Genomic DNA, 19930 nt, shown 5'->3' with positions numbered 1-19930 from the left:
ACCGTGATGTCTGGGATCGCCGAGCCCGGTGACCAGCGGTGGCTCGTCGTCGGCCTGGGCAACCCCGGGCCTGAGTACGCCGGGAACCGGCACAACGCGGGTTTCCTGGTGGTCGACGAGCTGGCCGCCCGGATGGGGGGCCGTTTCAAGGTCCACAAGTCGCGTGCCGAGATCGTCGAAGGCAGGTCGGCCGGGGCTCGGGCCGTGCTGGCCAAGCCGCTGTCGTACATGAACCTGTCGGGCGGTCCGGTGAAGGCGCTGGCCGACTTCTACAAGGTCGCGCCCGCGAACGTGATCGTCGTCCACGACGAGCTCGACATCCCGTACGGCGCGCTGCGCACGAAGCTGGGCGGCGGCGACAACGGCCACAACGGCCTGAAGTCGATCACCAAGTCGCTGGGCACGAAGGACTATCCGCGGATCCGGTTCGGTATCGGCCGCCCGCCGGGACGGATGGATCCGGCGGCCTACGTGCTGAAGGACTTCGCCATGGCCGAGCGCAAGGATCTGCCGTTCCTGGTCGACCGGGCCGCCGACATGGTGGAGTCACTGATCACGAGCGGGGTCGAGGTCACCCAGAACCGGTTCCACGCGGGGGACCTCAACCCGGTGAAGCCGCCCCGCTGATCCCTGCCAGCGCATCAGGTTCTGGAACAGTTCGGCCTGCTCGACGGCGTCGTCCAACGCGTTGTGGGTGTGGCGGCGGTCCGACCGCACCTCGCGCGGCATCTGCCGCTTGGTCGACCAGGCGACGGGAACGCCCGCCTTGGCCGTGTAGAGGGTCTTGATGTCGATGCACCGGGAGTGGCCGAAAGGGCTCTCCCCGGTGAAACGCAGGAAGTACCAGTACAGCCACATCCAGTCGTAGGCCAGCGGGAACGCCGCCAGCACGGGGAGGTCGGCGCCGCACACCTTCCGGATCCAGTCCGCGGCGTCGGCCATGGCCTCGGCGGGGTCGCGGCCGTCCGCGACCAGCGCGTCGCGGTCGAGTCCGCTGACAGCGAGCGATTCGGCCACGAAGTCGTCGCTGATCGGCCGGAGCTCCGCGTAGAAGGTCGTCGCCTCGGGGTCGGTCTTCTCGAACCGCCTTCCGACCATCCTCCCCGCGACCGTCATGCCGAAGCTGATCATGGAATAGGGGCCGGGAATCGGGCCATCGGCCTCGATATCCACAGAGATGTACGTTTCGGCTTTCACGAATTCTCCTCTAAGCCCCGCCGGATGACCGCTAGCATTCCTCACTGTCAGTGACGACGCCGTTACGCGACGGCGCAGGGTGATGAGTGTGGAGGGTGCGTGCTGGACGGCGAAGTGTCAGTGGTCGCCGCCGGCCGGGCGCGGGTGGCGCCGGCGCATCCGACCCCGCGGCCGCCACGCTGGGCGACCCGATACCGGTTACACGCGGTTGTGTCCGACATGACGTGTGCCCTTCTGTCCGGGGTCGCCGCCGTACTGCTCAGGTTCGGCGAGGTTACTCCTTACGTGGCGCCGTATGTGGTGTTGAGTTGTGCGCTTCCACCCGTGTGGGCCGCCATGATCTGTCTCGACAGGGGTTACGAGCCCCGCCTGATCGGTGTGGGCTCCGAGGAGTTCCGCCGGATCGCCCAGTGCGGATTCATCCTCATCGCGGCGGTCGCCATCACGGCCTACGTGACCAAGGCCGATCTCGCCCGCGGGTACGTCGTCGTGGCGCTGCCGCTCATGACCGTCCTGACCCTTCTCGCCCGGTACGGCCTACGCCGCCGGCTGCACGGTCGCCGGCGCCGGGGCGAGGACTGCATGCGCCGGGTGGTGGCGGTGGGCCACCACGCGGGCATCGCGGAGCTGATCACGAGGTTCCGGCGCGAGCGCTACCACGGGATGGAGATCGTCGCGGCGTGCCTGCCCGCCGAGTCGTCCGGGGAGATCGAGGAGATCCCCGTCCTGGGCGACTTCACCGACGTGCCCCTCGTCGTGCAGCAGATGGGTGCGGACACCGTGGCGGTCCTCGCCTGTCCCGAACTCGACGGCACGGCGCTGCGGAGGCTGGCCTGGCGGCTGGAGCGGACCCGCACCGACCTCGTGGTCGCCCCGGCCCTCATGGAGGTCGCCGGGCCGCGCACCACGATCCGGCCCGTGGCGGGGCTTCCCCTGCTCCACGTGGAGCATCCGGAGCTCGCCGGCGCGCGCCAGCTGCTCAAGACGGCCTTCGACCGGCTGGTCGCGGGCGTCGCCCTGATTCTGCTCGCTCCGCTGATGCTCGCCATCGCGATAGCCGTACGGGCGTCGAGCCCCGGGCCGGTGCTGTTCCGGCAGACGCGGATCGGGAAAGACGGTGTGGAGTTCACGATCCTGAAGTTCCGGACCATGCGGAACGACGCCGAGGCCCGCAGGGTGGAGCTGGTCAACGAGGGCCACGGACTGCTGTTCAAGATCCGTCAGGATCCGCGGGTCACCCGCATGGGGGTCCGCCTGCGGCGGCACTCGCTCGACGAGCTGCCCCAGTTGATCAATGTGCTCCGGGGTCACATGTCCCTGGTGGGACCACGCCCGCCGCTGCCGGAGGAGGTCGCCCGCTACCGCGACGACGTCCGCAGGCGCCTGGTCGTGCGTCCCGGGATGACCGGCCTCTGGCAGGTCAACGGCAGGTCTGATCTTTCGTGGGAGGAATCGGTACGGTTGGACCTGCGTTATATCGAGAATTGGTCGCTGATGCTGGATCTGCAGATCCTATGGAAGACCTGGTCAGCGGTCGCCGGCGGCGCGGGAGCTTACTGAATGACGATTAGGGACGACCACGCCCTCGCGGCGGATCTGGCCACCGAGGCGGGGGAGCGGCTGCTCACGCTCCGTGACAAGCAGGGGTTCGCCGACCAGCGGGCGTTGAAGGACGCGGGCGACCAGGCGTCGCACCGTTTCCTCACCGAGGCCCTGCAGCGGCTCAGGCCGAGCGACAGCGTGCTGTCGGAGGAGGCCACCCGCGAGGAGCGGATGGATCCGCGCCGCCTGACGGCCGACCGCGTGTGGATCATCGATCCGCTCGACGGCACCCGTGAGTTCTCCGAGGAGGGCCGGTCCGACTGGGCGGTTCACGTGGCGCTGTGGGAGAGGGGCGGGCTGACGGCGGGGGCGGTGGCGCTTCCGGCGCAGGGCAGGACCCTCACGACGGCCGCTCCCCCCGTGATCGCCGAGCCCGGCGACGAATTCCGGATCGCGGTCAGCCGCACCCGACCCCCTGAGTTCGTGCGGAAACTCGCGGTCCTCGCGGGCGCCGACCTCGTCCCGATCGGCTCCGCCGGGGCCAAGATCTCGGCCGTCCTCACCGGCGAGGTCGAGGCCTACGTCCACGCGGGCGGCCAGTACGAGTGGGACTCCGCGGCGCCGGTCGCCGTGGCGCTCGCCGCGGGCGCGCACGCCAGCAGGATCGACGGCTCGCCGCTCGTATACAACCAGGCGGACCCCTCACTGCCGGATATCCTTGTCTGCCTACCGGATCTGGCGCCAACGTTGCTCGCCGGCATCCGTGACCTTCATCGCTAATCTCCCGGAGGAAGCACCAATGCTCCAGCGTGACTACACGACGTCACAGCTCGACGTGCTCGAAGCCGAGGCGATCCACGTCATGCGCGAGGTCGCGGCCGAGTTCGAGCGCCCGTGTCTGCTCTTCTCCGGGGGCAAGGACTCGATCGTCATGCTGCGGGTGGCGGAGAAGGCGTTCTGGCCGGCGCCGATCCCCTTCCCGCTGATGCACGTGGACACCGGGCACAACTTCCCCGAGGTGATCGACTTCAGGGACCGCCGCGTCGCCGAGCTGAACGCACGGCTGGTCGTGGCCTCGGTCCAGGCGTCCATCGACGCGGGACGGGTGATGGAGGAGACCGGGCGGCGCGCCTCGCGCAACCGCCTGCAGACCACGACCCTGCTCGACGCGATCGAGGAGCACGAGTACGACGCCGTGTTCGGCGGGGCCCGCCGGGACGAGGAGAAGGCCAGGGCCAAGGAGCGCGTCTTCTCCTTCCGCGACGACTTCGGCCAGTGGGACCCGAAGAACCAGCGGCCCGAGCTGTGGAACCTCTACAACACCCGGATCCGCAAGGGCGAGCACATCCGCGTGTTCCCGCTGTCCAACTGGACCGAGCTGGACATCTGGCACTACATCCAGCGCGAGGGCATCGAAATCCCCTCGATCTACTTCGCCCACACCCGCAAGGTGTTCGAGCGCGACGGCATGCTGCTCGCCGACGCCGAGGTGGTCCAGCGGGGCGAGGACGAGCCGATCTTCGAGGCGGTGGTCCGCTACCGCACGGTCGGCGACATGACGTGCACCGGCGCGGTGGCCTCGACCGCCACGACCGTCGAGCAGATCATCGACGAGGTGGCGGCGACCAGGATCACCGAGCGCGGCGCCACCCGCGCCGACGACCGCGCGTCCGAGGCCGCCATGGAAGATCGCAAGAAGGAAGGCTACTTCTGATGGCCGGCCTGTCTTCCCGCGGCGGGGTCACGGAGGACCGGCCCCGCCGGACGCGAAGGCCGCTTCCGACGCGCGCCGATCTTCCTGCTGCGAGCCGTACGAACCTTGGGGAGCACGAGTAATGGACATCCTTCGTTTCGCGACGGCGGGCAGCGTGGACGACGGCAAGTCGACGCTGATCGGCCGGCTGCTGTTCGACTCCAAGGCGATCTTCGAAGATCAGTTGGAAGCGGTCGAGCGCACCTCGCGCGACCGGGGCACGGAGTACACCGACCTGTCGCTGCTCACCGACGGGCTCAGGGCCGAGCGGGAGCAGGGCATCACGATCGACGTCGCCTACCGCTACTTCGCGACGCCGCGGCGGAAGTTCATCATCGCCGACACCCCGGGGCATATTCAGTACACCCGCAACATGGTCACCGGCGCCTCGACCGCCGACCTGGCGATCATCCTGATCGACGCCCGCAAGGGCGTGCTGGAGCAGTCGCGGCGGCACGCGTTCCTGACGACGCTGCTCCGGGTGCCCCACCTCGTCCTCGCGGTCAACAAGATGGACCTCGTCGACTACTCCGAGGCCCGGTTCGAGGAGATCCGCGAGGAGTTCACCGCCTTCGCGTCGAAGCTGAACGCCAGCGACCTCACGTTCATCCCGATCTCCGCGCTGCACGGGGACAACGTGGTCTCCCGCTCGGAGAACATGCCGTGGTACGAGGGGACCTCGCTGCTCCATCACCTGGAGCACGTGCACATCGCCTCCGACCGCAACCTCGTCGACGTGCGTTTCCCTGTGCAGTACGTGATCCGCCCGCACAACGCGACGAACCAGTCGCTGCACGACTACCGCGGCTACGCGGGTCAGGTGGCCGGGGGCGTACTCAAGCCGGGCGACGAGGTCATGCACCTGCCGTCGGGCCTCACCACGCGGATCAGGTCGATCGACACGTTCGACGGCGCGCTCGACGAGGCCTTCCCGCCGATGTCGGTCACGCTCCGGCTGGAGGACGACATCGACATCTCGCGTGGCGACATGATCTGCCGCCCGCACAACCAGCCGCAGGTGGCCCAGGAGATCGACGCGATGGTCGCGTGGATGACCGACGGGGTGCGGCTGCAGTCGCGCTCCAAGCTCGTTCTCAAGCACAGCACCAGGACCGCGCGGACCGTGGTCAGGGACCTGCAGTACCGCCTGGACGTCAACACGCTCCACCGCGACGAGTCGGCGACCTCGCTCGGGCTCAACGAGATCGGCCGGGTGACGCTGCGCACCACCCAGCCGCTGTTCGTGGACGACTACGCCAGGAACCGCCAAACCGGCGGGTTCATCCTGATCGACGAGGCCACCAACAGCACCGTCGGTGCAGGGATGATCGTCGATGCGCACTGAGTAGATCCTTTAGGGATCATCCGGCGTTCGATTACTCTCCGCGCTAGTGTCGTCACGTTCCGCATCCACTAGGTGGAGGGCTCGTGGCCGACGCTCAGCCGGTGATCTTCGTGGGGGGGCTGGGCCGTAGCGGCACCACCCTGCTCGAACGCCTTCTCGGAGAGATTCCGGGCGTGGCGCCGCTCGGAGAGGTCGTCCATCTGTGGGCCCGCGGCGTCCGCGCCGACGAGCCCTGCGGCTGTGGCTCACGGTTCTCCCAGTGCACGTTCTGGACCAAGGTCGGCGGCCGCGCGTTCGGCTTCTGGCGGGAGAGCCGGGCCGTCATGCTGCAGGAGCTGCGCGCCCGTGTGGACCGCACCCGCCGCATCCCGGTCTTCGCCGTCGGGCTGCTGACCCGGGAGGCCGAACTCGCCGAGTACGTCTCGGCGTACTCACGGATCTACGCCGCCGCGGCCGAGGTCGCGGCGGCGCGCGTCGTCATCGACTCCAGCAAGCACGCCTCCCTGGCGTTCTGCCTGTCCGCGACCATGGACGTACGAGTCGTCCATGTGGTGCGCGACCCGCGGGCGGTCGCGGCGTCCTGGCGCAGAAGGGTGCGGCGGCCCGAGGACGGCCGGCCGATGGCGCGGTGGGCGCCCGCCAGGACGGCCATGCACTGGCTCGCGCAGAACCTGGCCTTCGAGGTCCTGCGGTGGAAGGGCGTCCAGGTCGTCCGCGTCCACTATGAGGACCTCGTGCAGGACCCCGTCACGACGCTGACGCGGCTGGCCGCGGACCTGCGGCTGCCCGACTCCCCCGAGGCGCTCGGCTTCGTCGAGGACGGCCAGGCCCGGCTGGGTGTCGCGCACACGGTCTCCGGCAACCCCATGCGGTTCGCCGTGGGCCACATCGAGTTCCACGACCGCCGCGCGGCACTCCGGTTCCGGCAGCGCTGGCTGGTCACCGCGCTGACCTGGCCGCTGCTGCTCGTCTACGGCTACCCCCTCGCCTACTGATCGGAGCTCGTTACGTGAACCCGTCCGTGGGAGTGGTGATCCCCACCCGAGGAGACCGGCCTGACTCGCTCGCCGCCGCGGTGGCCGGCGTGCTGGACCAGGCCTACGGCCGCCCGTTGCAGGTCGTCGTGGTCGTCGACGCGGCGGACGTGCCGGTCGAGCAGGTGGCCGGGCGACTGGGGAGCATCATGGGCTCGCCTCGGGGCCGCGTCCGGATCCTGCCGAACCGCCAGCGGCCCGGGCTGCCCGGAGCAAGGAACTCCGGAATCGCCGCCCTCGAGACCGAACTCGTCGCCTTCTGCGACGACGACGACCTCTGGCTGCCCGGCAAGCTGGCCGCGCAGGCGGCCGCGCTGGCCGAGGAGCCGGAGGCCGACTTCGCGAGCTGTGCGATCGAGATCGAGTACGGCTCGCGCCGCGTCCCCCGCCTCGCCGGAACCGACAGGGTGACGCGCGAGCATCTGACGCGCTCGCGGATGATGATGGTCCACTCGTCCACGTTCCTGTTCCGGCGGGGCTCCATCTGGGTGGACGAGAGCGCCCCCGGCGGTCAGAACGAGGACTGGGACCTCGCGCTGCGCGCGGCGTGGCGGCATCCGATCGTCCACGTCGACCGTCCCCTCGTCCGGGTGCGCTGGGGCGCCTCGCAGTACGTCACGAAGTGGGCCGACCGCATCGCGGGCCTCGACTGGATGCTGGGCCGCCATCCCGAGCTGGCGGCCGACGCGCGCGGCGCCGCCCGGATCTACGGCCAGCTGGCCTTCTCGCACGCGGCTCTCGGTCACCGCCGCGAGGCCGCCCGCTGGGCGCTCAGGGCCTTCGCGGCCCGCAGGAGTGAACCCCGCGCCGCCGTCGCGTTGGCGGTCGCCGGGAGGCTGATCTCCGCGAGCGCCGTGCTGAGCCTGCTCAACGCCCGCGGTCACGGCATCTGATGGCCACACGATCGGAGGTGGCGCAGGCTCCGGCCCGCCGGCGCCACGGTCGGGTTGCGGTCGCCGGTGTCAAGGTCGATCCGCTGACCGAGGCGCAGGTGGTGGAGCATGTGGTCGCGGCGCTCCGCCGCGGCAGGGGCGGCCACCTCGTCACTCCCAATGTGGACATCTGCCGGGCGATCTCGCGGCACGCCGACCTGCGCGCCCTGGTGACCCGGGCCGACCTGGCGGTCGCGGACGGCATGCCACTGGTCTGGGCCGCCCGGCTGCTCGGCCGTCCTTTGCCGGAAAGGGTCACCGGAGCCGACCTGATCTGGTCGCTGTCGGAAGCCGCCGCCGCCGGCGGCATGCCGATCTACCTGCTCGGCGGTCCGCCGGGGGTGGCGCAGACCGCCAGGGACGTGTTGTGCGACCGCTATCCGGGGCTGGTGGTGGCCGGGACCGACGCCCCGCCGTACGGATTCGAATCGTGCCCGGAGGCCGTCGCCGAGGTGCGGAGGCGGCTCGTCGCGGCCGCCCCGCGGCTGGTCTTCGTGGGGCTCGGCTTCCCCAAGCAGGATCGGCTGATCGCCACGGTCCGGGCCGATCTGCCCGGGGCGTGGTTCGTCGGCTGCGGCTCCGCGATCGCCTTCACCGCCGGCGCCGTACGGCGGGCTCCCGCGTGGATGGGAGATCACGGGCTGGAGTGGCTGTTCCGGTTACTGAGCGAGCCGGGCAGGCTGGCGCGGCGCTACCTCGTCGACGACCTGCCGTTCGCGCTGCGCCTGCTCGCCGTCTGCCTGTTGAAACGCCTGTCGCGGCGGCTCCGGCGTGGATCCTGATCGCCGGAGACATCTTTCTCAGGGAAACAGGGATCCTTGGCGGGCCCTGCGGTAGCGCACGGAACTGCTTCGAGGTGAATCGCCGATGAGCTCCACCGTGCCTTCTTCCCGCATGATGGATAGCCATCGCCGAACTGTCTGGTCCGTCAGACCTGTTCGGCGGGCAAGTTCAGCTCTCGAAAGAATCTCTTCGCCAAGAGCATCGAGTATCTGCGGGCGCCGATCCTCGGAGTCCTCCTTACGCTGACGCGAGCATGCTAACTGACATGCTAACTAGCATGGTGTGTGTTGATTGCGTTTTCTCGCATCTCCTGACCTGGTCAGGTTGCGGGGAGGCAGGTCAGGGACTGGACGCGGGCGATCTCTTCGGGGGACAGGCGCCGGCGGTAGGCCGTGAGCGCCTCGCGGGAGTCCATCGGGCGGAAGGCCGTCCGTGACAGGCCCGTCCAGGCGAAGCCGCCCGACCGGGAGCGCCGTGCCGTACAGGCCGAGGTGATGCGCCGGGCGGCGCGCCGGGTCCACGGCAGGCCGCACCACTCGTAGAGGTCGCGGAAGCCGTCCAGGGGAGCGGATGCCAGGTGTTCGAAGCCCACCACGCGGATGCCGGCCGAGCGTGCGGACACCGACTCGGTCACCTGGCGGGCCGTCTTCCACAGTGCGGCCGCCGTGGCGATGCGGTCCGCCGAGCCGGCCAGCGGGCGGAGCCCCTCGACACAGGGGTGATCACGCAGGAGCAGCGACTGCCCCAGGAGTTCGTCGACGGAGACCGTCCAGCCGAGCCGCTGCCAGCTCGCGACGAACGACACGGGATCGCGGACCAGAATGATCACCTGGCAGCCGAGCCGCCGGGCGAACCACTCCGCGGACAGAAGCGCGAAGGGGTCGTCGAGCAGCGCCCGCCTGCCCCGCAGGGCGCCCATCCCGAACGCTGTGCCGTACTTGGCCATCCGGGCCAGATCGCCGGGCCGCCTGTTGCTGCGGATCTCGGCCAGCCAGTGGTAGCGGAGCGCGATCGTCCCGGAGAAGGCGTCGAGCCAGGGAATCTCGTCGTCGTCGCAGATGTACTGGAACCGGTGGGTCACCGACGCTGCCAGCACGCCGGGGGAACGGCCGGGAGGACGCTGCGGGTTGAGCGGCTCGTTGACATAGACCAGTTCCCCGCTCGCCGCGAGCATCCTGCCCACCCAGCTCGTGCCGCTGCGCGGCAGGCCGGTGACCAGAACAGGCGGCCCTGACGCGGTCACGCGACGCTCCTTCGCAACCTCAGGGCTCCCGCGGAATGCCGGCCGAATGGCAGCAGACCGTAACGCCGGGAGATCTGTACCAGCGGCAACGCGTTCTTCACCAGCACCCCCGCCGACCAGCCGAGCGCGGCACCGAGCGCGCCGTGGGACGGCACCAGCAGCACGTCGGCCACGACGGTCACCGCCACGGCGCACCCGGTGTTGGCCAGGCTCGCCGCCGTATGCCCGGATGCGATGAGGACGACGTCGACCATGCCGCAGGCGGTGGCGACCACCATGGTCCCGGAGAGCACCAGCGCGATAGCCGTGCCGTCGGCGTAGGACGGGCCGAACAGCGGCAGCAACCACGGCGCGAGTGCCGCGTACCCGAGCCAGATCGGCCAGGTGAGCACGACCAGCCACATGGTCGTGGTCTGGTAGAGGCGCCGGGCCCGTGCGAGGTCGCCGTCGGCGATCGCCCTGACGAGGTGGGGCTGCACGGCCTGGGTCAGCCCCTGGTTGGCCAGTTGCCCGACGACCTTGAATCGGGTGGCCGCCGTGTAGACGGCCGCGGGCGCCGGGCCGGCCAGCACCGCGACGATCACGATGTCGAGGCGCTGGAACACCGCCTGGATGGCCGAGGCGACCGACCGCGGGCCGGTGTATCGCCAGAACGACGCCGTCGCCTCCCGATCCCACGTGAGCGGGAGAGCCGCCGGGCCCGGCAGGCGCCGGCCGAGCCACCACGCCGCCAGCACGGTGGCGGGGACGGCCGACAGGGCCCACGCGGCCGTCGTCATCGGCAGGGAGGCACCCGTGAGGACCCCCACGGCGACCAGGAGCAGTTGGCTCGCCGGCCGGGCGAGGCCGTCGAGCAGGAGCGTCGGGCGCATCGAGCCGAGCCCTCGGGTGGCCGCCACCAGGACGTCCGCCAGCACGACGGCGGGCAGGGCCGCCGCCAGCACCGGCCAGACGGCGTCGGGGACGCCGGTCAGCGCTGCCAGTTCGGCATCGAGGATCGTGACGGTGACCGCGGCGAGTGCGGAGCACGCCACGACGGGGGCGAGCGCCGCCCACACCACCGCGCGGGCCGTGTGCTCGTCCCGTGGCCGCGCCAGCGCGTAGATCAGCCCGTTGCCGGCGTCGAGCCGCAGGATCCCGGCGAGCATGAGGCACAACGCCGTCGCGGTGAAGAACGCCCCCGCCGCGCCGGGGTCGAGTGATCGGGTGACGAGCAACACGATGAGGAACTGGCTCGCGGCCCCGCCTCCCGCGGCGGCGAGTCCGGCGATGCCGCCGCGCGCCACACGGCCGGTGGGAAGACGTGTTCCGAGGACGCTCATCGGTGCCACGAGGGCTCTGTCCCGAGCCATTGTTTGAGGAGGGCGTCCCAGGGGCCGAAGTGCGCGCTCAGCCGCCGGCGCACCGACAGGGGCATCTCTGAGGTCCGCGGTTGCGCGTTGTGCACCTCGAACACCGGGTCACCCAGCCGCGGCAGCCCCAGGAACTCCAGGACGCGGTCGTAGACGGGTTCCGGCTCGCGGAAGAACCTGCCGCTGTCAAGTACGAGCAGCCGGTCGCGGCCGACGAGCAGCTCCAGGCGGTTCAGCTGCTCGGCGTACCTGCCGCGGGCGACGTAGGCGTGGTGCCGGTGGGCGTGGCTGAGGTAGTGGGGGGACTCACGCAGCCGTGCGATTTCGCCTGCGAGCCGCGCGTCCTCCATGTCCAGCGCGCGCTCGAACGACGGCTCGACCTCGAACCCCCGGGCGAGCTCGTGCGCGTGCGCCGACGCGGCCCGCTCGACCGGATCCCTGACCAGCACGATCAGCTTCACGCCGGGGAGGTTCCAGGAGATCCGGGCGGCCGCGAGCGGATGGAAGAGGTAGTACGGCGACGACTCGAAGGCCTGGGTGCGATGGCCGTGGCGGCGCTCGAGCCGCTGCCCGGTGGCCTTGAGCGGGAAGTGCGCCTGGTACCACGACAGGTCGCGGTCGTAGCTCACGTCGAAGTAGTGCACGCCCTTGCGCAGCACCGGCTTGACGATCAACGGGTGCCGGGAGAGCGCACGGTAGAGCGAGGTGGTGCCGCACCGCTGCGCTCCGACGATCAGGAAGGAGGGCAACATCCGCGCGCGCGTCGTGAGCATGCCCGTGGTGAGGGAGACGGCATGAGCCGAGCGCTTCAACGTGGACCTCACAGCAGGCTCTCCAGATGATCGACGAGGGGGTTGAGCCACAGGGACGACGGGCCGAGCGGCTCGTGGCCGTCCCGGTGGTGCCGATCGGCAAGGGTGATCAGGTAGTGGGCGGCGGTCCCGCGTGCCTCCGCGGAGGACAGGCCGAACGGCTCCAGGAGCAGGCCGGCCTGCGCCAGACAGGAGCGGGCCGCGACGGCGGGGCGCATCCGGCGCAGCGCCCGGTTGAAGTAGTAGTGGAGGGCGTCGAACCCGAGGGGGACGCCGGTGGCGAACCGTTCCCAGTCCCAGACGAGCAGCCGCCCGTCGGGGGCCGCGGACACGTTCCACGGCGCGAAGTCGCCGTGCCACCCCCATCCGGAGTGGTCATGCGGGGGCGTGCCGCCCGCCCGCGCGGGCACCGCCCGCGGCCGGGCCGGCTCGCTCCGCTCGCATCCCGCGGCCATCCGCCGGCGGCCGAACGAGGCGATCTCGGCCACGGCCGCGTCGCGGAGCCCGCGGGGCGCCGGTGCCGCGGTGACGGGCAGCGCGGAGACCACGAGCACCTCGAGCCCGCGCCACGTTCCCTGATGGACGACGGACGGCGGCACCACCACCTTCATGGGGTGATCCGCCAGCAGCCGCAGGACCTCGCCCTCGTGGCGGACGAGTTCCCTGGTCCGATCCGAGTCGCCGATCTTCACGAACGCGATGAGCCCGCCCTCCCCGTGCGCCTCCAGGACGGGCTTGCGGTTGGCCCGCCTGGCCGGCCGTACGTGCACGACGGCCCGGATCCGCGTGCCGAGTACCTGGCTGAGGTGGGTCTCGATCGTGTCCGGGCCGTCCCACACGGGCACGCCGCGGCCGAGGGCCGCGTGCCAGCGGGTGCGCGGGACCAGCCTCCGGGGCACCAGCCGGTGCGGGAGCAGCGTGCGGGACCCCCTCGAGGTGCCCGGCGGATACAGCTCGGCCAGCACCTCGTGGAGGTAGCGCAGACGTGTCGTGGTGTCTCTCATGCGTTCCGCCAGAGGAGGGCGAAGGAGATCAGATACAGGCTCAGCGCGCTGATCAGGCCGTCGTAGACGAACATGTAGAACAGCACGAGGATCATGACGAGCGTGCCCGCCTGCCCGATGGGCGTGCGGTCGTGCCAGAACCGGCGGACGGCGCCCGCGAAGAAGCCGACGTACAACAGGGCGCCGGCGAAGCCCTGGCTGATCAGCAGCAGCCACAACTGGCCGTCGCTGCCCAGGGGAGGATGGCCGCACTCCTCGCACCACTGCGTCTTGCCCGTCGTCACCGTGCGCTGGTTGCCGAAGGCGTTGCGCGTGTTGCCGTACCCGATGAGCGGCGACGTGGCGGCCACGCGCACGGTGGAGGAGACGGTGAAGGCCCGGATGTCGTTGCTGTGCGGGCTGTCGATGCGCTGGGCGACGATCGTGCTCAGCGGCGACAGGAAGAAGGCCGCGCCCGCGAGGGCGGCCGCGGCCCCGACGAGCAGCGGGCGGCCGCGCAGGGCGAGGTAGACGGCCGAGATGGCGAGCCCGATCCACAGGCCGCGGTTCAGCGAGTAGACGATCGGCACCGCGGCGGCCGCGAGCAGCAGCACCGCCGTCACCCGCCGGTACGGCCCGCCGTACGCCCACCAGCCGACCACGAACCAGATGACCAGGACGGACACGTTGCTGCCCCAGGCGTTGGCCCACTCGAACGGCGCCTCCGGACGGGGCGAGCTGTGCCCGAGCACGTGCTGGATCTGCGCCGCCGTCGGATGGATCAGGTTCCGCACGAACGAGTTGTCGGCGATCCACCCCGGCAGGACCGTCTCGAGCGGCGAGGTGAACTGGAAGCCGGGGGCGAACACGCCCAGCAGGCCCCCGGTGACCGTCGTGACGAACAGCACCCCCAGCATCCGCACGAGGGTGAGCTGGGGAAGCTCGTCGAGGGAGAGGTTGCCCAGGTAGACGACCATGACGAGCAGGGAGACGTAGACGGCCAGGCGCACGAGGTAGCCGGTGACCCGGCCGGGGGACAGGTCGCCGTAGGTGCCGTCGGGCGTCTCGGCCAGGGTGGCGGCGCTGATGAGGTATCCGGCGAGCAGCAGCAGCCACAGGCCGAAGCCCTTGGGCACCCTGATCGGCCGCCTGCGCCACAGGATCACGGCCATCGGCACGGCGAGCACGATGACCGCGAGGCCGCCGAGTCCGAGTGCCCACCAGACGGGATAGCCGATCAGCAGCGCGCCGACCGGCCACACCGCCGGCCTCACGTGACCTGCTCCGCCTGGTCGGGCACCGGCGCGGCGGGCCTGGGCGGCAAGGCCACCACGCCCAGCACGCGCACGCCCTGTCGGGCCAGTCGCCGTACGGCCTCGGCCACGTCGGCGGACGTGGTCGAGCCCAGCGGGGCGAGGAGCATCGCCGCGCCCGGTCCGGTGCCGCGCTCGGTCGCGACGGAGATGGGCGCGAGCGGTGCGAGCGCGGCGCGCAGTCCTTCGGCCATGGACCGGCCGCGGCCCTCGTCTCCGAGGTCGTCGAGGAGCAGCGTGTGGCGGCCGTCGCCCAGCGCGGTCACCGCGATGGCCGCGAGTTCGCGGGAGATCACCGCCTCCGGTCGCCCCGTGGTCTCGGCGAGCATGGGCAGTCCGGTCAGCCGTTCCACGTCGCCGGCCCGGCGCAGGCGGGTGTCGAGCCGGTCCCGGGCGAACGCCGCCCCCGCGCCGCACACCAGGCCCAGGAAGAGCCCGCTGCCGAGATGGATCGGTGCGCTGGGGGCACTCGGCTCGACAGGCGGCCGGGCGGGGCTGATGACGGTGCCCGGAGTGATCGCGACGGTCTTGAGGGCGTCGTACTTGACCGTGAGGTTGGACGCCTGGCGGGCCAGCACCGTCTGCCGGTGCGCCGCGACCGCCCGCGCGGCCGATCCGGGGGCCTGCACGGATACGGCGGCGGCCGCCTTCGCCAGATCGGCGTTCACCTGGCGCAGTTTGGCCGCGATGACCTTCTGCTCGGCCGTGAGTGCGTCCATCGCCGAGCGGAACCGATTTTGGAGATACGCGTCGGCGAACGCCTGGGCGCCCTTCGCCGCCGATCCGGGATCGGTGGTGGTGAATGAGATGGCAAGAATGGCCGAATTGGGCGGAACGTTGACGTCGACCATTTCTCGTAAGCCCTCAGGATCCGCATAATTCAGGCCCTGTGCGGCTATGGAGGCGACCACGGTGGATTGTGCGATCTGCGACTCGGTGTCGAGGTTGAGGGGTTCCCTCTGCCGTGGGGTTATCAGGTTGAGTTGTTCCTGCATTCCCGTGGGAAAGACCTGGACCTGGGCCGTGGACATGAAGGAGGCGGGCGTCTCCAACAGGAGAACCGCACCGCCGATCATCCCTGTGGCCAGGCATGACAGGAAGACTTGCCACCGCCTGCGCAGGACGGAACCGTATTCCGCGATGTCTCTGCTGTGCGGTGAAAGAATCATGTCCAACTCTCCGTGCCCCTCGCTCGGAGTCGAACTATAGGCCGGTGAGAGGTTTTCCCCCTCCACTATTGAAGATTTTCAACGCAGGAATGACCGGATAGCGGCCTACTTTTCTCGGAAATTTCTGGACAGATGACTTGGTAAGAATGGCCCACCAGGCTCCCCTTCTTGGTGGGAAGGTGAACCCCCGCGGGGATGTGGACCACACGAGGGGGGAAGCGGTGCGACGAACTGGGGGCGCCGGCTTGGCCGCATTCACCGGCCTGGCCGTACTGATGGGGACGGGCGCGGTGGGCTGCTCGGCCGCGAACAGCACGTCACGGGGGGTCGGGACGTACCTTGAGCAGACGCACAGGCCGCCGAGGGTCGCCAGTTGCGTGGTGACGGAGAAGCTGATCCCGACGTGCGGGGCGTGGTGGGGGATCGCGCCCGACGTCTTCTCCGGCAGGCGCCCGTTGCAGTCGGTCCAGACGGCCGAGCGGAGGATGGGCCGCCGGGCGGACATCGTGCACGTGTACCACCGGGGTGAGGAGCTGTTCCCCACGCCTCAGGAGCGCGCCGTCGCACGGGGCCCCCGGTTGCTGCTCGTCAACTGGAAGCCGGCACCTGACCGCACGTGGGCGCAGGTGGCCCGGGGCGAGGTGGACGACCGCATCGACCGGCTCGCGGACTACATCACCCGGACCTTCCCCGGCCGCTTCTTCCTGACGATCCACCATGAGCCCGAGGACGACGTCCGCCCGGGCGACGGGTTCTCCGCCACCGACTACGTGGCCATGTACCGGCACGTCGTCTCCCGCCTCCGGGCCCGGGGCGTCCAGAACGCCGTGACGGTGATGACCTACATGGGTGCGCCCAACTGGGCGTCCAAGCCGTGGTTCGAGTCGCTCTACCCGGGCGACGACGTGGTCGACTGGGTCGCCATCGACCCCTACGCCGACTCGCAGGTGAACGACTTCGCCGGCATGGTGAACAAGACCCGCCCGGACTATCCCCACTGGCCCGGCTTCTATCGGTGGATGCAGGGGCGCTTCCCCGGCAAGCCGATCATGATCGCCGAATGGGGGGCCTTCGAGCGATCGGGCTCGCCCAGGTTCAAGCGTGACTTCTTCGCGTCCGTCGCGCGGCAGATCGACGACTATCCGCAGATCAAGGCGCTGGTGTATTTCGACTCGCCGGTGGCGCCGCGTGGCGACACCCGGTTCGACACGACTCCGGGCGGCGGCCGCGCGTTCGCCGAGCTCGGACGCGAGCCCCAGTTCTCCGGCACGCGCGTCCCCACCCGCTGAACCGGCGGGCGGGGACGCCGCGGATCAGCGGATCCAGCCTCCCGAGGTCAGCAGGTTGAGCACGGCGTTCACGGAACGCTCGACCGTCACCCCGGTGGTGTCGAGCACGAGCTCGGCGTCGTCCGGCTCCTCGTACGGATCGGAGATCCCCGTGAACTCGGGGATCAGCCCCGCGCGGGCCTTGGCATACAGGCCCTTCCTGTCGCGCCGCTCGCACTCCTCCAGCGGCGTCGCGACGTGGACGAGCAGGAAGTCGGCGCCCACCTCCTCCACCATGTCCCGCACCTCGTCGCGGGTGGCCGCGTAGGGCGCGATCGGCGCGCAGATGGCCAGGCCGCCGTGCCGGGCGACCTCCGCGGCGACGAAGCCGATGCGGCGGATGTTCAGGTCGCGGTCCTCCCGGGAGAAGGTGAGCCCGGCGGACAACAGCCGCCGTACCACGTCACCGTCGAGATAGGTGATCGTGCGCCCGCCCCGTTCGAGCAGGGCGTCGCGAAGGCCGCGCGCGACCGTCGACTTGCCCGACCCGGACAGGCCGGTGAAGAACACGACGAGTCCCCGCCGGTGCGGCGGCCCCGGGATGACGACGGGGGCAGGCCCGGCGTAGTGCTCGGTCGCGCCGTAGTTGCGCGCCACATGCTCACGAAGCTCCAGGTCGATCTCGGTGTCCTCGCGGGGCGCGAGCGGCACGGCGACCACGGTCGATCCGGGCAGCCGCTCCGACGCCTTGAGCGCCGCGCGCACCAGCGCGGGGCCGCTCTCGCCGAACACCAGCGGCATCAGCAGGACGGTGGCCTCCAGTTCCTCGGCGGTCGCCGCCACATCCTCGAGGACGGCGGAGTCGAGAGGGCCCCGCATGGTCACGGCGAGGATCTCCCCGTCGGGGAGGTCCTTGCGGACCTCGTCGGGCGTACGGCGCAGCCGGGCGAACGGGCCAAAGGCGGGCGCGTCGAGGGCCGCCACCGGGCCTGCCGCATGGTGGCCGTCCCGCTCCTCGACGGTCAGCGTGGCCACCGCCGCGCCTTCGGGATCCATGAGTGTCACCCGGGCGCCGGGAGGGATGTCGTCGGGAAGGGCGAGCGTGATCGGGTCCGGCCAGGGCGTCCCGTCGGACAGCCTGCCGGTCTCGGCCACCGCGTTCGCGTCGGCCGAGGTCAGGAAGCCGGTCAGCGGCGCGAACGCCCCGGAGAGCAGCAACTCCAGGTCCGCCAGTTCCCGCGCGTCGGGAGTCCACTCAGTCATTCGTCTCTTCCGATCGATTCGGCCGGCAACGCTCTTGATGTCACTTCGTGTCCTTCGGACGCATAGCGGGAGGGTGCGCAAGGCGTCTAGAAGCCGACAGTATTCCTTGGAGGTGATTGTGGACGCCGCAGACGAACGACGATTCCGCGAGTTCGTGTCGGCGCGGTCGCCCGCGCTGATGAGGCTGGCGTTCCTGCTGACCGGAGGCGACCAGCACACCGCCGAGGATCTCGTGCAGACCGCCCTCGCGAAGGCGGTCGTGAAGTGGCAGCGCATCGACGAGCCAGAGGCGTACGTCAAGCAGATCATGTACCGCCAGCAGATCAGCTGGTGGCGTCTGGCCTGGAGGCAGCGGGAGACGCCGATGGCCAGCCTGCCCGAGGGGGTGGCTGCCGACGGTACCAGCAGGGCCGAGCTCCGGCTCGTGCTGCGCCACGCGCTCGCCCGGCTCACGCCCAGGCAAAGGGCCGTGCTCGTCCTCCGCTACGCCGAGGACCTGCCCGAGGAGACAGTGGCGCGGCTTCTCGGGTGCTCTGTCGGCACGGTACGCAGCACGGCGCACCGGGCGCTTGCCCGGCTGCGCGTGACCGCGCCGGAACTCGCCGATTTCCGACTCTCCGTCAGCGAGGTGACCTCATGACGCCGCGAATCCTCAAGGAGACCATGGACGACTGGTCCCGCGAGGCGCACGTCCCCGCGGACCTGGCCGACCGGGCGCTCCGCCGGCGCAGCCACAGGCGACTCGGCACGGCGGTGATCGCCGCCCTGGCGACGGCCGCCGTCGTCACCTCGGTCGCACTGGTCGTCCCGAGGTTCGGCCCGCACGATCCCGTCGCCACGCCGGCACGGCACGAGGTGATCCACCTGGCTCCGGCACACCGGCCGCCCGCCAAGGTGACCAGCGGGGTCGACACCGAGGGCGGCATCCTGACGGACACGGGGAACTCCCCGCCCCAGAAGATGCTCGCGGCCGGTCGCGTGGCCGTCTCGGCCTACTGGACGGGCAGGCGGCACAAGACCGGCAACGGCGGCGAGACCTTCGACCGCACGTGGTACCTCCTCGACCCGGTCACCCGGACGTACCGGAAGACCCCCTGGGCGTACCTCGACGTGGCGCCGGGGCTCCGGTACGCGGCCGTGCTGGAGAAGACCCTTCCGGCGCGCAGGATCGGCGTCTTGGACATGGAGACGCGCAAGGTGCTGGCCTGGATCCCGGTCGACCGTCCCGTCGGCGGGATCGCCTGGTCGCCGGACGGCACGAGGTTGCTCGCCACGGCCTATGATCGCGATCCCGATGGGGATTCCGAACCCCACACGGAGTGCCCCCCGGGCAGCGGGGGAGAGGCGCCCGTCGAAGGGCCGGGATCGGAGGACCACCCGCCGATCCCGAACATGATCGGCACCAGCCGCACCGGGTTCTATGTGATCGACGTGGCGGCCGCGGACGCGGGTGATTTCCATGCCGTCGACCCCTGCGCGGCCGAGTCCTCGCCCTGGAACACGCGGCGCGACTTCCAATGGAGCACGGACGGCAGCCTGGTGTACGAGTGGGGAGTCTCCACCGAGCGTCCCGCGCTCTTCTACGACCTTGGCGGCAGGCCGCACGACCCCCCTTCCCCCGACTCCCTCGTTCTGTCGAGGGGGTCGCAGGCCGGAGTGTCGCCGGACGGCAGGTTGCTCGCGGGCCCCGCGGGCCTGCCGACCGCGGTCACCGAACTCTCGACCGGGAAGGTCGTCGGGAGCCAGCAGGTCCTCCAGTTGCTGGCCTGGGCCGACGACGACCATCTCATCGGGCTGGGCTGCGCGGGCACGTGCGGCAACGAGTTCAACAACGGGCTGGTGCTGGTGAGCGTCGACGGCAGGAAGTCGCTCCAGTTGGCGGCCTTCCGCAAGAACACGCAGAAACCGGGATCGTGGGAGCCGGTCCTCACCCTCCGCTAG

19 protein-coding genes and 1 pseudogene are annotated in these 19930 nt (G+C 70.6%); 11 read left to right on the top strand and 9 right to left on the bottom strand.

The features are described 5' to 3' along the window. Nucleotides 1–6 precede the first annotated feature (6 nt). Complete coding sequence (gene pth, locus Pka01_RS14845) at nt 7–627, top strand: aminoacyl-tRNA hydrolase (RefSeq protein ID WP_203883329.1); 621 nt, start codon at nt 7–9, stop codon at nt 625–627. On the opposite strand, the gene Pka01_RS14840 is transcribed toward pth, so the two are convergent. Further along, nucleotides 547–1197 carry a 3'-5' exonuclease gene (locus Pka01_RS14840; RefSeq protein WP_203883328.1) on the bottom strand — a complete coding sequence of 217 codons (651 nt, stop codon included), beginning with the start codon at nt 1195–1197 and terminating at the stop codon, nt 547–549. The genes pth and Pka01_RS14840 overlap by 81 nt on opposite strands. A gap of 219 nt (nt 1198–1416) precedes the next feature. On the opposite strand from Pka01_RS14840, the gene Pka01_RS14835 reads away from it, so the two are divergent. The 7 genes from Pka01_RS14835 (at nt 1417) to Pka01_RS14805 (ending at nt 8585) form a co-directional block, all read left to right on the top strand. Further along, the gene (locus Pka01_RS14835) at nt 1417–2757 is read left to right on the top strand and encodes a sugar transferase (RefSeq protein WP_203883327.1); all 1341 of its coding nucleotides are present in this window, start codon (nt 1417–1419) and stop codon (nt 2755–2757) included. Next, the gene (locus Pka01_RS14830) at nt 2758–3519 is read left to right on the top strand and encodes a 3'(2'),5'-bisphosphate nucleotidase CysQ (RefSeq protein ID WP_203883326.1); all 762 of its coding nucleotides are present in this window, start codon (nt 2758–2760) and stop codon (nt 3517–3519) included. 19 nt (nt 3520–3538) lie between these two features. Beyond that, the gene (cysD, locus tag Pka01_RS14825; RefSeq protein WP_203883325.1) at nt 3539–4453 is read left to right on the top strand and encodes a sulfate adenylyltransferase subunit CysD; all 915 of its coding nucleotides are present in this window, start codon (nt 3539–3541) and stop codon (nt 4451–4453) included. Between the two features lie 121 nt (nt 4454–4574). Then, on the top strand, nt 4575–5837 hold the full coding sequence (gene cysN / locus Pka01_RS14820; protein WP_203883324.1) for a sulfate adenylyltransferase subunit CysN: 1263 nt from the start codon (nt 4575–4577) through the stop codon (nt 5835–5837). Nucleotides 5838–5920: 83 nt separating this feature from the next. Then, nucleotides 5921–6832, top strand: a complete 912-nt coding sequence (locus tag Pka01_RS14815; RefSeq protein ID WP_239114993.1) for a sulfotransferase — start codon at nt 5921–5923, stop codon at nt 6830–6832. A gap of 14 nt (nt 6833–6846) precedes the next feature. Next, complete coding sequence (locus tag Pka01_RS14810; RefSeq protein ID WP_203883323.1) at nt 6847–7764, top strand: glycosyltransferase family 2 protein; 918 nt, start codon at nt 6847–6849, stop codon at nt 7762–7764. Continuing rightward, nucleotides 7764–8585: a WecB/TagA/CpsF family glycosyltransferase gene (locus Pka01_RS14805; RefSeq protein ID WP_203883322.1), complete on the top strand. Its 822-nt coding sequence runs from the start codon at nt 7764–7766 to the stop codon at nt 8583–8585. The genes Pka01_RS14810 and Pka01_RS14805 overlap by 1 nt, the downstream gene beginning before the upstream one ends. A gap of 18 nt (nt 8586–8603) precedes the next feature. Here Pka01_RS14805 and Pka01_RS41600 read toward each other — a convergent pair. The 7 genes and pseudogenes from Pka01_RS41600 to Pka01_RS14775 form a co-directional block, all read right to left on the bottom strand. Further along, nucleotides 8604–8819, bottom strand: a pseudogene (locus tag Pka01_RS41600) (helix-turn-helix domain-containing protein); the annotation flags it as partial. 86 nt (nt 8820–8905) lie between these two features. Then, nucleotides 8906–9829, bottom strand: a complete 924-nt coding sequence (locus Pka01_RS14795; RefSeq protein ID WP_203883321.1) for a sulfotransferase — start codon at nt 9827–9829, stop codon at nt 8906–8908. Beyond that, nucleotides 9826–11151 (bottom strand): lipopolysaccharide biosynthesis protein, encoded by a 1326-nt coding sequence (locus Pka01_RS14790; protein WP_203883320.1) that lies wholly within the window; start codon nt 11149–11151, stop codon nt 9826–9828. The genes Pka01_RS14795 and Pka01_RS14790 overlap by 4 nt, the downstream gene beginning before the upstream one ends. Then, the gene (locus Pka01_RS14785; RefSeq protein ID WP_239114992.1) at nt 11148–12005 is read right to left on the bottom strand and encodes a sulfotransferase domain-containing protein; all 858 of its coding nucleotides are present in this window, start codon (nt 12003–12005) and stop codon (nt 11148–11150) included. The genes Pka01_RS14790 and Pka01_RS14785 overlap by 4 nt, the downstream gene beginning before the upstream one ends. After that, nucleotides 12002–12997: a hypothetical protein gene (locus Pka01_RS40765; protein ID WP_239114991.1), complete on the bottom strand. Its 996-nt coding sequence runs from the start codon at nt 12995–12997 to the stop codon at nt 12002–12004. The genes Pka01_RS14785 and Pka01_RS40765 overlap by 4 nt, the downstream gene beginning before the upstream one ends. Continuing rightward, complete coding sequence (locus Pka01_RS14780) at nt 12994–14250, bottom strand: hypothetical protein (protein WP_203883318.1); 1257 nt, start codon at nt 14248–14250, stop codon at nt 12994–12996. The genes Pka01_RS40765 and Pka01_RS14780 overlap by 4 nt, the downstream gene beginning before the upstream one ends. Further along, nucleotides 14247–15458 (bottom strand): YveK family protein, encoded by a 1212-nt coding sequence (locus Pka01_RS14775; RefSeq protein WP_203883317.1) that lies wholly within the window; start codon nt 15456–15458, stop codon nt 14247–14249. Before Pka01_RS14775 ends, Pka01_RS14780 begins: the two co-directional genes overlap by 4 nt. Nucleotides 15459–15679: 221 nt before the next feature. Between Pka01_RS14775 and Pka01_RS14770 the strand changes: the two genes are divergently transcribed. After that, the gene (locus tag Pka01_RS14770) at nt 15680–16747 is read left to right on the top strand and encodes a glycoside hydrolase family 26 protein (RefSeq protein WP_203883316.1); all 1068 of its coding nucleotides are present in this window, start codon (nt 15680–15682) and stop codon (nt 16745–16747) included. A 24-nt stretch (nt 16748–16771) separates the two neighbouring features. On the opposite strand, the gene cysC is transcribed toward Pka01_RS14770, so the two are convergent. Further along, nucleotides 16772–18208 carry an adenylyl-sulfate kinase gene (cysC, locus tag Pka01_RS14765; RefSeq protein ID WP_373318142.1) on the bottom strand — a complete coding sequence of 479 codons (1437 nt, stop codon included), beginning with the start codon at nt 18206–18208 and terminating at the stop codon, nt 16772–16774. On the opposite strand from cysC, the gene Pka01_RS14760 reads away from it, so the two are divergent. Beyond that, a complete protein-coding gene (locus Pka01_RS14760; protein ID WP_239114990.1) occupies nt 18108–18629 on the top strand; it encodes a SigE family RNA polymerase sigma factor in 522 nt (173 codons plus the stop codon). The two genes, cysC and Pka01_RS14760, sit on opposite strands and share 101 nt — an antisense overlap. After that, nucleotides 18626–19930: a hypothetical protein gene (locus tag Pka01_RS14755; protein ID WP_203883313.1), complete on the top strand. Its 1305-nt coding sequence runs from the start codon at nt 18626–18628 to the stop codon at nt 19928–19930. The genes Pka01_RS14760 and Pka01_RS14755 overlap by 4 nt, the downstream gene beginning before the upstream one ends.

Source organism: Planotetraspora kaengkrachanensis (assembly GCF_016862895.1).
GTDB lineage: Bacteria > Actinomycetota > Actinomycetes > Streptosporangiales > Streptosporangiaceae > Planotetraspora > Planotetraspora kaengkrachanensis.
This window is presented reverse-complemented; position numbering and strand designations above follow the sequence as displayed.